Genomic DNA, 13,586 nt, shown 5'->3' on the forward strand with positions numbered 1-13,586 from the left:
TATTGTAGCGAGCCAATAATCAGCGAGGAATTCCCCGCCAATTAAAGCTTCACTTTATCACTTCGTTAATTGATGCCTAAATGCATAAATAACTGCCTGAGTACGATCACTTACATTCAATTTATTTAATATGTTACTCACATGTGTCTTTACCGTTTTCAGTGCAATAAATAACTCGTCCGCAATCTCTTGATTACTTTTTCCCTCTGCAATTAATAACAAAATCTCAAACTCTCTTTCCGTTAAGTCATCATGCAAAGGTTGCTCTTTCTTTTGACGCATACGGGACATCATTTTCCCGGTAACTTTCGGCTCTAATACTGTTTCTCCATCATAAGTAGCTCGTACAGCATCAGCAATATCACTTGCTCTTGATGTTTTTAATAAGTAACTGGTCGCACCAGCCTCAATAACAGGGTACAATTTTTCGTCATCTAAAAAGCTTGTTACAACTACAATTTTTGCTTCTGGCCATTCTTGAATAATAGCACGTGTTGCTTCGACACCATCCATCTCATCCATAACAAGGTCCATTAAAATAATATCCGGTCTTAATTGCAATGCTAATTCTGATCCTTTTCGTCCATTCTCAGCTTCCCCTACTACTTCAATATCTGGCTGTGTAGATAAATATGCCGATACACCCATACGAACCATTTCATGATCATCGACAAGCAATACTTTTATCATACTTCTCCCCCTCTCTCAATCATAATCGGTACTTTTACTTCTATTTGTGTACCTTTGGCCGGGAAACTAAGCACCTTGAGTGTCCCACCAATTTCATGAACACGCTCTTGCATCGATCTTAGGCCATATGAACCTGCCTTATTAACGCCTACTTCAAACCCAACGCCGTCATCAATAATTTTTAAAATCGCATATTGATCAATTTTTCGAAGGCGCACTTCTGTTTTCTTTGCCTTTGCGTGTCGCAACGTATTTGATAGCGCTTCTTGCACAATACGGAATAAATGATCTTCTACACCTTTTTTTAATTCTATTGGCTCAATAAGCCATTCAATTTTCATATGTTGTTTTCGCGATAATTCCGTTAATAATTCCTCTATACCTTCTGTCAGTTTCTTACCTTCCAATTGTACAGGACGTAAATGAAGGAGCAATGCTCTCATTTCTGATTGAGCATTTACAACCATATTTTCAACAAGTTGTAATTGTTTTTTTGTCACATCTGGAAATTCAGTTATTTGTTCATTAATCGCTGACATCATCATCGACATTGCGAAAAGCTGCTGACTTACTGAATCATGCAACTCCCTTGCTAAACGATGCCTTTCTTGAGAAATCGCTTCTTGTCTCATCTCTTCATTCCAATGAGCTCGTTCATTCGTTACTTTTTGAAAGAGTCCAGCTTGCTCCTCTAATCGACGAGCCAAAACGATTACTTTTCGTTCCACTTCATGAAATTCATCATCTGCAGTAAACGAAACATCGCTCGGAAAATTCCCTCGCTCTACTTCAAATAGAAACGTATTTAATCCTTGTATACGCTGCTCTATATAGTAACCGATTGCATATCCTACAATTCCCCCGATAAGTAAACTTGTAGTCATAATAAACAAGCCAATTGGAACAGAAGCGATGGATTCCTTCCATAATAAATCATACACTTGTTGCTCGCTTTTCCATACATATACAATTGTACAAATGAGTGCGATACTAACTGAGGACAACATAGAATAACGAATATACATCCACGAAATATTTTTTTGTTTCTTCATTATACTTTCCTCACTTCCGTGTCGCCTACGACAAGCGAAGAAATAATTTTAATACGACGAGGAGCCTCTTTATACTGCTCTGTTCTAAATCTAACATTGCGGTTAAACCCTGTCTCTTCATGACCTGGCAAGAGCACACGTCCGACAATAACAGAATGATTTAAAGAAAGTTCAATATCATATGGCACATATAAACGAATATTACCAACGACACCCCGAATAACAATTATCGTTTCCCCTTCTGGAATCATAGCAGTAGTTAAATCTATTTCCACATCACAAGCACCGTATTGAACATTAATATCCTCAAGTTCATAAATATGATCCATCATTCGTACATTGCCTACAAACATATTTTTCAAATATGGTTCTGTACGATATATTTGCTTCTCTTCGTCTATAATCCCTTTTTCTTTAATTTCAACCTTCATTGCTTTTTGCTGATGCCCTTGTTGAATCAATTGATAACCAATTAAAGCTAAACAAGCAAATACGACAAGAACAAATGCTGCTGATGAAAATAAGAAGAATAAAAATACGATACCACCAACAAATAAAAATACATTTCCCCGTACATAACGATTCTTTTTACGATAATGCCTTCCAAACATAAGCATAATAAATGCAAAAATGAGACCACCTGGTTCAAAATGTCCAAGTATCATATCAAGAAAAAGACCGAATCCAAATATGATGAGGAGCATCCCCATTAATTGTGTCTTTGAAAAATGTTTCTTCATTTCAGCTCCCCCCTTCTTGTCACATATACATAGAAGAAAAGGCATTGCTTTCCAACACCTTTTCTCCTATCACTATATCATAAGCCTGTTTTATAATATACTACTATTATTTTGTTAACTCTTTTGTTAACGATACATCATTCTTTTCTTTCATTTCACGCTCAAGTTTTGCAATTTTCATATCAAATGTGTCACGCTCATGCTCTTCATTCATACGAGTTTCTAAGTCACGAATGTGATCTTCAATTTCTTCAAATCGTAAGAACGGATTATTTTCATCCATTTTATGCATCGCAGTATTCATACGACGATTTGCATGTGCCATATTTTCACGTGCCATTAGTTCCATACGCTTTGCGTGCATTTCTTTTAATTTATTTTTCATTTCAGAAAGACGACGCTCTAACTCATCAATTTGCTCTACAACACCTGCATACATTTCTTCTAATCGAGTTACTTGCCCTTCATAATAAGCTACCTCTTCTAACGCACGTTCGTGCAATTGTAATTCGCCTGCTTCTTGAGCAATGATAGCTTGCTTTGATCTTTTGTTAACGAAATAACGTGCTTGCTCAAGCTCACGAGCAAAGTTAGATTTTAATGTTTTATGACGTTCAATTAACTTCTCAATTTTTGTTATTTCACGCTCACTATCACGTAAATATTGGTTTAACATCGCAATTGGATTTTTTCTTTCCTTCTCATCTAACACGTTATGAAAATCAGCTAAAATTGCATCGCGTACACGTCCGAATAAAGATTGTTTCATTATAAATCTTCCTCTCTTCTACTTTATTTATAATTTGATTTATTGTTTTAGTTTTTCATTAATTTGTTCCACTCATCTTCAAAGTTGCTATATGGTTTAGAACTTTCTGGAGCAGATTCAACAACTACATCTTTTTCTTTTTTCCACTCACGGTATCCGTAGTATAAAACCACTAAAGCAGCGATACCGATTAATGCTGGTGAATGAGAAAGCGCAATGGATAAACCGATTAAACCAACAATACCCCAAGCTAACTTTCCAAAAAATGACTTAGCTCGCACAAATGATTTATAGCTCCAATATACAACTCCTGCTCCGATTGCGAATCCTACAATACCAGCAAGACTACCAAGAGCAATTAAAGCCAAAATACCGGCTGCGATAAACGCTAGAAATTGTTTCATCTTGTGCTTGCCTCCCTTCGATTTGATACTCTTATCTTAACTATTTTTTCATCTTTCCATAACGAGCTTAAGAACCGTTTTTAACTCAGACTTAAGACCGAGTCATATTCAGCCCTTTACGCAAAAAAACGTGCAGAGTTTATTCTCTGCACGTTTTTTTAATTACTAACATTCATATTAAATTAAGCTGTTTTATGATACTCTTTTTTCTCAGCTACTTTCGAAAATCTTGGAAATCCAATTAAAATAGAAACAATCCCACATACTCCAACTAAGATTGGATAAAATGCATATGGCAACAATTCAACCGGAGATAACGCTGCAAATCCTGCTGCCGTTAACATTTGGGCACCGTACGGAATTAATCCTTGTACACAACATGAGAAAAGATCTAATACACTCGCTGATTTACGAGGGTCTATTTCATATTGATCTGCAATATTTTTTGCAAGCGGGCCTGTAAAGATAATCGAAATCGTATTATTCGCTGTACACATATTCGTCATACTTACTAAACCAGCAATACCAAATTCCGCACCTTTTTTCGAACGAATATTACGTGTTAATACATTCATTAAATATTGAATACCACCATTATATTGGATTAATTCAACCATACCGCCAATTAATATAGCAAGTAATACTAACTCCATCATACCGCCCATTCCAGTCGTTACACTTTTAAAGAAACTTTCTAACGTGTAACTTCCATCTATAAGACCGATAAAACCAGATAATACAGTTCCACCAGTTAATACAATAAGTACATTCCAGCCAAGTAGCGCTGTAATAAGTACTCCTGCGTACGGTAAAATCTTTATCCAATCAAAGCTATGTGCTTTAATTTGCGTGTCACTTCCTGAAGTAACTATTACTAATAGTACAATTGTAATAATAGCCGCTGGTAACACAATTAAAAAATTCGTTTTAAACTTATCTTTCATTTCTGTTCCTTGTGAACGAACAGCTGCGATTGTTGTATCTGAAATAAATGATAAATTATCACCAAACATCGCTCCCCCAACAACAGTAGCCATTGCAAGCGCAATTGAGATATCAGTTTGACCACTAATACCTACAGCAATCGGCGCTAATGCTGCAATTGTTCCCATTGAAGTTCCCATTGCTAATGAAATAAATGCACCAATAACAAAGATTCCAGCTACGATAAATCCTGGCGGTAAAATAGTTAACGCTAAATTAACAGTTGAGTCTACTCCGCCCATTCCTTTAGCCGTTTCAGAAAATGCACCTGCAAGCACAAAAATTAATACCATAATCATAATATCCGGATTTCCTGCACCTTTAGCGAACCGCTCGACTTTCACATTAAAACTTTCTTTACGATTCATCACTAAAGCGATTCCTACAGCAATTGAAATTGCTACAAGTATCGGCAATTTATAGAAATCACCTGTAATAATTCCAGAACCAATGAATAGCGCCAAAAATATCCCAAGTGGTAATAAAGCTAAACCATTTCCTCTCGTTTCTTTCAAAGTACCATCTCTCCCTAGTTTCAACCTTTTTCTAATGAATAACAAAAGACCTCTTCCGATGAGAAGAGGTCTTATACATCTATAAGAAACGCTCTTCTCATCTTTCAAGCACATGCTTGCTGGATTTGGCACAGCACTCTGAAATCGAGTCCGCTGCCGAGGCATCGTAGGGCCAGTCCCTCCGCCTCTCTTTATAAGAAGGTTTCATATTTATTTTTTAATAATAATTTCTTCCCTAACTTTACTCGCTTACAAAACAAAAGTCAATTATTTTTTGTATAGATTTTTTTGGTAATTATACAAAAATTTGAATACAATAATCATTTTAACTTTTCGATTTCTTCTTCCAATATTGAAATCCAATAAAATTCACTATTTTTTATTGCTTCTAATATCCATTTCGTAGTGTACCAAGCTAACTCATACTCTTCCTTCGTGACATCGCCACTTTTATAAGCATCCTCTAGCTCCTCTTCATCTAATACATACACCTTACCGCTAGGTAATAATACTACATCTAAATATAAATCATCAAAATACGGTAAACCACGATCGTCTATTTCATATTCTTTCGTCACATCAATATAATATTGCACTAAATTGTGCCTATCATCTAACATAGCTGTAATCGCAAAGTTCTTTCCATTAATGAAATATTGAACCCACATATACCCATCACTTGCAATACAAATTTCTTTACCATCATATTCTTTACAACTAGGCTCTCTCACCTTTTTTATATCCAGTATTCCGAGCATTCCCTCTTCCACTTGCTTAAGCCTATAACTCTTTTCTATTAGTCTTTTCCACGAAGAACCGTCACCATATTTACGTTTCATTATGTATACTCCTCTTCTATATACAGAAAAGCTCCCACATATTATGTGAGAGCTTGTTCATATTATAATTAAGCAGCTTGACCCTTTTCAGAAATCTCTTTTAAATAAGCTTGTCCTTTTTCAGCGTCATATTGACCTTCCCACTTAGACATAACTACAGCTGCTAAAGAGTTTCCTACAACGTTAACTGCTGTACGAGCCATATCTAAAATACGGTCAATACCAGCAATGAACGCTAAACCTTCAGGTGGAATACCTACTGTACCAAGTGTCGCTAATAATACAACGAATGATACGCCCGGTACACCTGCGATACCTTTTGATGTAACCATTAATACAAGTAATAATGTAATTTGTTGTGTAATAGATAAATCAATACCGTACATTTGCGCCAAGAAAATAGCTGCAATTGCTTGATATAAAGTTGATCCATCTAAGTTAAATGAATAACCTGTCGGAATAACGAAAGATGTAATTGCTTTCGGACAACCGAATTTCTCCATTTTCTCCATGATTTTTGGTAAAACTGTTTCTGAGCTTGCTGTAGAATACGCTAAGATCAGCTCGTCTTTTAAAATCTTAAAGAATTGGAAAATGTTAATTCCAAATATTTTCGCTGTAAGTCCTAAGACAACTACGACGAAGAAGATCATTGCTCCATATACGACAATTAGTAATTTCCCTAATGGAATTAATGAAGCAAGACCAAATGTAGAAACTGTAACACCAATTAGTGCAAACACACCAAATGGTGCAAATTTCATAACTTGGTTTGTTACATAAAACATTGCATCAGCTACACCTTGGAAAAATTGAAGAACTGGTCTTCCTCTCTCACCAATTGCTGCTACACCTAAACCAAATAGTACAGAGAAGAAGATAATAGCAAGCATATCTCCGTCAGCCAATGACTTCATAATGTTCGTTGGAACAATATTTACAAACGTATCTGCAAATGAATGACTTTGTACTTGCTCTGTCGTATGTGTATATTTCGAAATATCTGTCTTTGTTAACTGCTCCATATTTACGCCTTTTCCTGGTTGGAAAATATTCGCTATTAATAGACCAACAATAATTGCAATTGTTGTAATAATTTCAAAGTAAAGAATTGTTTTTCCGCCTAGTCGACCTAGTTTTTTAACATCGCCAACACCAGCAACCCCAACAACAATACTTGCTACAACAATCGGTACAACGATCATTTTAATTAATCGGATGAAAATATCACCAATTGGTTGTAAGTACTTCACAACAGCTGGATTATCAAAGAAAATCGCCCCAACCGCAATACCAAGCGCAAGCCCTATTAATATTTGCCATGCAAGTCCTATTCTTTTCATATTTGTTGTAACCCCCTCTTCGATGTGTCACTCTATCTCTCATTCTATCTCTATAAAACTAAGAAATTAAGAGTATTACATATTATTCGACAATTCACTACATTTTGTCCCTGTTAAAAATCATAAATCAAAATTTAAAATCTGACAACAAAATAACTTTCCCCGAATGCAAATAATTTTCTTGACAAAAAATAAACCCATGTTAGAAAACCTCACATGAGAACGATTCCTTACTAGTGTTTTATTAGCTTTCTAAGTACTATTTCACCCCATAAAAACTATTACTTTCCTCCTGTATTTTACAGATAAATCCCAAAATATACCTTTATTACAGCCATAAATAAAATGTAAGTACTATGACAATTAAAGTTGAAAAATGATAAATTCCGACAAAACTTAGCAATTTTATAAAGTTTTCTTTACATTATGATTACAACGATAGACACTCTTCTTCTTATGATATATAACATTCATAGGGAAAGGAGTCAGACAACTATGAAAAAGAAATTTGCAGCGTTTAGTGTTTTAGCAGCAGGAACGATTTTTGCTTCCCCGTTACTTTCACCCGTATACGCTGAAACAAATCAAGATAAATTATCTAACATTCAATCTGAATTAGAAGGCAAACAAAGTGACTTACAAAATAAATCAGTCGAGAAAGAACAAATAGAAAAAGAAATTCAAGAATTACAGAAAAAAATCGATGAATTAACTACTTCTATTAATAAAAACGAGGCTGAATTAAACGATACAAAAAAAGAAATTAGCAAAACACAACAAGTAATTACTGACAAAAAGAAACATATAGAACAATTACAAACAAACATAGATACACGTCAGGAAGTTATTAAACAACGATTACAATCTATGCAAGAAAAACCGCGTACAAATATCATTACAGAAGTATTAACAAACTCTACAAACATTGCTGATCTTGTTGATAATATGTACTCCGTAAGTTTAATATTAAACAACGATACAGATATTGTAAAAAAACAAACATCTGATCAAAATGCTGTAACTACAGAAAAAGAAGCTGTTGAGAAAAAAGAACAACAACTGAAAGAATCTGAGCAAAAACTAGAACAAAAACAACAAGAATTACAAAATAACCAACAGCAGCAACAGACTCTTATTAACGATCTACATACGAAAGTAGCAAAAGTAGATTCAGAGATTGAAGGATTAGAAGAATCCAAAGGCATTTTAGAAAATCAACGTCAAGCTGTGCAAAAAGCAATTGAAGAAGAAAAACGGGCCGAAGAAGCTCGTAAAGCGGAAGAAGCTCGCCAGGCAGAAGAGGCTCGCAAACAACAAGCTACTAAATCTGCTCAAGCAACTCAAGCAGCTCCAACACCACATGATACAAACATCGGTGGCTTTATCAAACCAGCAGCTGGATCAAAAACTTCCGGATTTGGTGTACGTTCTTTAGATAACCATAAAGGAATTGACATCGCCGCTTCGGGAACGGTTCCAATTATCGCTGCTGCAGATGGCGTTGTTATTCGCTCAGAATTATCATCTAGTTACGGAAACGTAGTGTATTTATCTCACCGTATAAACGGAAAAACATATACGACAGTATATGCTCATATGAATAGCCGTTCTGTATCGAATGGACAAACTGTAAAACAAGGCGATCAGCTTGGATTTATGGGGAACACGGGCCAATCATACGGACAACATTTACACTTCGAACTTCATCTTGGAGAATGGAATGTCGGCAAGACAAACGCAGTCGACCCATCTCCTTATATCGGATTATAAAAAACCTCGGTACCTACCGAGGTTTTTTATTTACACTTCACACAATATAGGCATTCTACATAGACTATAACTAAATGCCTATAGTTTACGAGGTGATCAATATGAATACGCAATTACAACAAAAAATAGAAGAAGCTAGAGCGACATTTATCGGCCGGATATTTACATTTGGCGGATCAGTTTTATTTTTAATCGGTTCATTCCTCGCAGTCACCACAGCCTATAAAGCGTATAATCGTCTATTACATTCAACAACATAAAAAAAGACGGGAGATCCCCGCCTTTTTTTATGCAAACATTTTAAATACACCTATCACATTTAAAAATACAATTATTACAGTTATCGGAATGACATAACGAAGTAAGAAGAACCAAATGTTAAATAACGTTTTCCCCTTCGTTTCCGTCACTTCTAATTCTTTCATCAACAACTCTTTACTCATTTTATTTGGTACAAATAATGAAATAGCTAGTACTCCTAACGGCAGCAATACGTTACTTACCGAAAAGTCGACTAAATCAAAGAATGTTTTCCCAAATATTTTCACGTCACTCATAATCCCAAATGATAACGCTGATGGAATACCGACTGCAAAAATAAGAATACCAATTAATAATGATGCTGACGGACGCTTCTTCTCATTACCTTTCGCAACAGATGCTACTACAATTTCAAGCATTGAAATTGCTGATGTTAAAGTCGCAAAGAAGAATAAAATTAAAAACATAATAAAGAAAAATTGACCAAATGGTATTTTTGCAAATACTGCTGGAAGGACGATAAACAGTAATCCCGGTCCTTCAGTCGGTTTAACTCCTAATGCGAAAATCGCTGGGAAAATTGCTAATCCTGCAAGTACTGTAACAAAAACAGTTAAACTTACAATAGATGTTGCCGATTTCGCTAAATGTTCCTCTTTCTTTAAATACGAACTATACGTTACCATTACCGAGGCACCTACAGTTAGCGAGAAGAAAGATTGTCCCATCGCATATAAAATTGTATCTGCTGTAAGCTTTGAAAAATCTGGTTTTAAGAAGAACTCTACTCCAGCAAAAGCACCATCGAGTGTTAACGCACGAACAATAATCGCAATAAATAAAATAAATAATAGCGGCATCATGTACTTACTTGCCTTTTCTATACCTTTCTCTACACCTTTACTTACAACAAAAATCGTACAAAGCATAAAGATAAATTGCGCTCCAATCGCACTTAACGGATTTGAAATCGTTTCACCGAACAATTGTCCATAATCAGCTACTCCATTCCAGAAACTTCCTGTCACACTATAATATAAATAAAGTAAAATCCATCCACCTACAACACTATAAAAAGATAGTACACTAAAACAAGTAACAACTCCCATACGACCAATCCAAGGATATAATTTGCTATTTGGCACTAGTACTTTATAAGCTGTAACCGCCTCTTTTTGCGTGCTACGTCCAATAACAAACTCCGCTATTAGAAGAGGCATACCTATAAATAAAGTTAGCAGTAAAAATACAAGGAAGAATGCGCCTCCCCCGCCATTACCTGCAACATATGGAAATTTCCATATCGCACCAAGACCTACTGCGGCTCCGGCTGCTGCGAGTACAAAGCCTATTTTCGACGTCCATTGCTGTGTTTCTTTCATCATAAATTCTCCTTTTCTGAATATTTAAACTTTTGTTAATTATACACTTTCATTTCATACTCGCACACCTCCTTTAGAAAATAAAAAAGTCCCCTACACGCAAATATGCATGTAGAGGACGATATATGTAATGTAAATACCGTGGTACCACCTCAATTGGATTGATAAATCCCACTTGTTCAAGTACAGGAATAATTCCGATACTCTATCCTTTTAACGGCGGAACCCGGGTTGCCTACTACAATGTTCAACATACCTCTCGCAAGCCCATTCTGTATAATTTATCGTACCGGGCTCCCACCTAACCCCAGCTCTCTGAACGCATCAAATATACGTACTCTTCTTGCTCATCGATTTCATCTATTGAAGTTACTTGTGATTATAAATTATATTTTTATATTTGTAAAGCGCACTTTATCTTTTATTATTTTAAAATCTTTCCCTCTAATTCTCGCAAAAAACTTTCTCTTTCTCTCTCGTTTTGCACATATACTGATTTCAACACTTCTTGGAGTAATATATTTCGTTCTCTCTTTTCTAACTGTAAATCTTTTAACTTCACCCTTACTTCATATAAAAAATCTAAATACGATTCATATGTCTCATCATATTTATTTGCAATCTCATCTCGAATTTTTTTTGCGAGCTTTGGGCTCGCTCCCCCAGTAGAAACTGCTATATTAAGCAAACCACGATGAATCGCTGCTGGAAAGTGAACATTACCACTTTCCGGATTTGTAATAACATTTACTAATTGATTCTCTGCGGCATCTTCAGCAACTTGTTCATTTAATATTGAATCACTACTCGCTGCAACAACTAAAAAAGCATTTTTAATATCACTTTTTTCATATTCTCTTTGATACCAACGAATTTTCTTTTCTTCCACAAGTTTTACTAAATTCGCATCTAATTCTGGACTGATCACAACTATATCCGCACCTTGTTTGAGTAAAGGAATAATTTTAAATCCTGCAACTTTTCCCCCACCAATAACAACAACGCGTTTCTCATTAACTCGCACTGTAAGTGGATACATACTGATCTCCTTTCAATAACTCCGTCGTTTTCTGAATTAACATATCTTGTAACGCTTCATTCTTCCCTAAATATGGACTGATTTTTATCTCTTCCAATGCATATTGGCGCACTTCTTTCTCAATATGTTTCATAAGTAAACCTGTAAATAACAAATAAGGTAGCACAACGATGTTCTCCACTTCCCGTTCTACAACTTCCTTCAATTTCCTCTCAAATTTCGGCTCCGCAGCCGCTAAATAACAAACCTCAACTTTTTTAATTTTCTCCTCAGCTTGAAATAAAGAGGCGATCCATTTTATATCTTGTAATACTTCAGGATCACTACTTCCTCTTGCAACGAGCAGAAGGGTCACTTCAGCCTTCCCTTCCTTTTCAATACCACTTCCGTTATATACTGATTTGATCAGTGTTTCTGATACACCAAACGGATTACCATAAGTCACTTTAACATTCGGATATTGATTCTTGAGCTTTACCAATTCAAATGGAATATCTTTCTTCACATGACCTGCCGCTAATAAAAAAACAGGGATGGCAATAATCTCCGTGGCCCCACGCTTCACACATGTACGAAAACCATCTTCAATAGAAGGATTCGCTAACTCTAAAAAACAAACTTCTTGAATATTCGCTTCTATACGACTCATACACGATGTAATAAATTGAATCGCCTCTTCTTTCGCTGTCTTCAAACGACTTCCATGACATATATATAAGACGGCTTTCATTTTACAACACTCCACTTACTTGATAAGCATTTTCCGTTTGCTTCTCAAACCAATGGATTTTTTCTCTAAAACGGACAACTTCTCCAATTACAATCATGCTCGGATTTTGAATTTGCTCTTTTTTCGCAACATCTACAATTGTTCCTAATGTCCCAACAACTGTACGTTGCATAGACGTTGTCCCCTGCTCAATAATAGCAGCTGGCGTACTTTTATCTTTTCCATGCTTCATAAGTTGCTCACATATGTAGGGCAAATTACTAACCCCCATATATATCGCTAAAGTCTCTACACCTTTCGCTAAACTTTCCCATTTCACTTCTTCTTCAGCACCTTCTTTCCTATGCCCAGTCACAATAGCAAAACTTGCACTTGCATCACGGTGCGTCACTGGAATACCAGCATAAGCAGGTGCAGCTATTCCAGACGAAATACCTGGGACGATTTCAAATGGTACACCTTGCTTTGCTAATGCTTCCGCTTCTTCTCCCCCTCTACCAAATACAAATGGATCGCCGCCCTTAAGCCTCGTTACAACTTTCCCTTTTTTCGCATACTTAATAAGAAATGTATTAATTGTTTCTTGCTTCATCGTGTGATAATTCGGGAGTTTCCCGCAATAAATTAAATCCGCGTCAGGCTTTGCGTGTGAAAGCAGCTCTTTATTCACAAGGCGATCGTATAAAATAACATCTGCCTTCTCAATACATTTCAACCCTTTAACAGTAATTAAATCTGGATCGCCAGGACCCGCTCCAACAATATAAACCTTCCCCATCATCTCTCCTCATTTCTACTATTAAAATGAAACTTCCATTCGTATATAAGAATGGAAGTTTTTATTTTTTCGTATTACTAATCTCTACTCATGAATAACAAATGCTGCACCTTTTCGAATCTTCTTTTTTTCAAACAAAGAAATCTCTTTTACCTCTGGCAACGGTAAAAAATGTTTTTCAAGCTCAATCTCCGCAAGCTTAAATGCCTGTTCTTCACTTTGAGCAACAACAACAATCGGAACAATATCACTCACTAATACAGCTTCAAATCGATATAAATCCATATTGT

At 35.8% G+C, this 13,586-nt stretch carries 15 protein-coding genes, 1 riboswitch and 1 other annotated feature; of the genes, 2 read left to right on the plus strand and 13 right to left on the minus strand.

What is annotated here, in order from left to right; all coding sequences use genetic code 11:
• Nucleotides 1–57: 57 nt before the first annotated feature.
• From BUA87_RS10385 to gltP, 8 genes are all read right to left on the minus strand, one after another.
• Nucleotides 58–690, minus strand: a complete 633-nt coding sequence (locus BUA87_RS10385) for a response regulator (RefSeq protein WP_000598707.1) — start codon at nucleotides 688–690, stop codon at nucleotides 58–60.
• Entirely contained in the window at nucleotides 687–1,742 is a 1,056-nt protein-coding gene (locus tag BUA87_RS10390) for a sensor histidine kinase (RefSeq protein WP_000744326.1), read from the minus strand. The genes BUA87_RS10385 and BUA87_RS10390 overlap by 4 nt, the downstream gene beginning before the upstream one ends.
• Entirely contained in the window at nucleotides 1,742–2,482 is a 741-nt protein-coding gene (liaF, locus tag BUA87_RS10395; RefSeq protein ID WP_016513098.1) for a cell wall-active antibiotics response protein LiaF, read from the minus strand. The genes BUA87_RS10390 and liaF overlap by 1 nt, the downstream gene beginning before the upstream one ends.
• Nucleotides 2,483–2,588: 106 nt before the next feature.
• Nucleotides 2,589–3,251 carry a PspA/IM30 family protein gene (locus tag BUA87_RS10400; protein ID WP_000814127.1) on the minus strand — a complete coding sequence of 221 codons (663 nt, stop codon included), beginning with the start codon at nucleotides 3,249–3,251 and terminating at the stop codon, nucleotides 2,589–2,591.
• A 47-nt stretch (nucleotides 3,252–3,298) separates the two neighbouring features.
• Nucleotides 3,299–3,655, minus strand: coding sequence for a lmo0954 family membrane protein (locus BUA87_RS10405; protein WP_000808640.1), 357 nt, complete (start codon nucleotides 3,653–3,655; stop codon nucleotides 3,299–3,301).
• Nucleotides 3,656–3,837: 182 nt separating this feature from the next.
• Nucleotides 3,838–5,154, minus strand: coding sequence for a Na+/H+ antiporter NhaC family protein (locus BUA87_RS10410; RefSeq protein ID WP_072939638.1), 1,317 nt, complete (start codon nucleotides 5,152–5,154; stop codon nucleotides 3,838–3,840).
• A gap of 94 nt (nucleotides 5,155–5,248) precedes the next feature.
• A riboswitch (SAM riboswitch) is annotated at nucleotides 5,249–5,354 on the minus strand.
• A 120-nt stretch (nucleotides 5,355–5,474) separates the two neighbouring features.
• Nucleotides 5,475–5,993 carry a ribonuclease FAU-1 family protein gene (locus tag BUA87_RS10415; protein ID WP_000824653.1) on the minus strand — a complete coding sequence of 173 codons (519 nt, stop codon included), beginning with the start codon at nucleotides 5,991–5,993 and terminating at the stop codon, nucleotides 5,475–5,477.
• A gap of 68 nt (nucleotides 5,994–6,061) precedes the next feature.
• Nucleotides 6,062–7,336: a glutamate/aspartate:proton symporter GltP gene (gltP, locus tag BUA87_RS10420; RefSeq protein WP_000821130.1), complete on the minus strand. Its 1,275-nt coding sequence runs from the start codon at nucleotides 7,334–7,336 to the stop codon at nucleotides 6,062–6,064.
• A gap of 495 nt (nucleotides 7,337–7,831) precedes the next feature.
• Between gltP and BUA87_RS10425 the strand changes: the two genes are divergently transcribed.
• Both BUA87_RS10425 and BUA87_RS31275 read left to right on the plus strand, forming a co-directional pair.
• A complete protein-coding gene (locus BUA87_RS10425; protein ID WP_000726083.1) occupies nucleotides 7,832–9,106 on the plus strand; it encodes a murein hydrolase activator EnvC family protein in 1,275 nt (424 codons plus the stop codon).
• Nucleotides 9,107–9,207: 101 nt separating this feature from the next.
• On the plus strand, nucleotides 9,208–9,366 hold the full coding sequence (locus BUA87_RS31275) for a hypothetical protein (RefSeq protein ID WP_001095997.1): 159 nt from the start codon (nucleotides 9,208–9,210) through the stop codon (nucleotides 9,364–9,366).
• 27 nt (nucleotides 9,367–9,393) lie between these two features.
• On the opposite strand, the gene BUA87_RS10430 is transcribed toward BUA87_RS31275, so the two are convergent.
• From BUA87_RS10430 to BUA87_RS10450, 5 genes are all read right to left on the minus strand, one after another.
• Nucleotides 9,394–10,749: a sodium-dependent transporter gene (locus tag BUA87_RS10430; RefSeq protein WP_000665433.1), complete on the minus strand. Its 1,356-nt coding sequence runs from the start codon at nucleotides 10,747–10,749 to the stop codon at nucleotides 9,394–9,396.
• A 111-nt stretch (nucleotides 10,750–10,860) separates the two neighbouring features.
• Nucleotides 10,861–11,109 (minus strand) — a binding site (T-box leader).
• 64 nt (nucleotides 11,110–11,173) lie between these two features.
• On the minus strand, nucleotides 11,174–11,788 hold the full coding sequence (locus tag BUA87_RS10435) for an NAD(P)-binding protein (protein ID WP_071714670.1): 615 nt from the start codon (nucleotides 11,786–11,788) through the stop codon (nucleotides 11,174–11,176).
• Entirely contained in the window at nucleotides 11,763–12,518 is a 756-nt protein-coding gene (locus tag BUA87_RS10440) for a sirohydrochlorin chelatase (protein WP_000648881.1), read from the minus strand. The genes BUA87_RS10435 and BUA87_RS10440 overlap by 26 nt, the downstream gene beginning before the upstream one ends.
• A 1-nt stretch (nucleotide 12,519) precedes the next feature.
• The gene (cobA, locus tag BUA87_RS10445; protein ID WP_000521256.1) at nucleotides 12,520–13,296 is read right to left on the minus strand and encodes a uroporphyrinogen-III C-methyltransferase; all 777 of its coding nucleotides are present in this window, start codon (nucleotides 13,294–13,296) and stop codon (nucleotides 12,520–12,522) included.
• 84 nt (nucleotides 13,297–13,380) lie between these two features.
• Complete coding sequence (locus tag BUA87_RS10450; RefSeq protein WP_000366918.1) at nucleotides 13,381–13,581, minus strand: DUF3906 family protein; 201 nt, start codon at nucleotides 13,579–13,581, stop codon at nucleotides 13,381–13,383.
• Nucleotides 13,582–13,586: the final 5 nt, after the last annotated feature.

The organism is Bacillus sp. bc15, assembly GCF_900142585.1.
GTDB classification, from domain to species: Bacteria; Bacillota; Bacilli; order Bacillales; family Bacillaceae_G; genus Bacillus_A; species Bacillus_A cereus.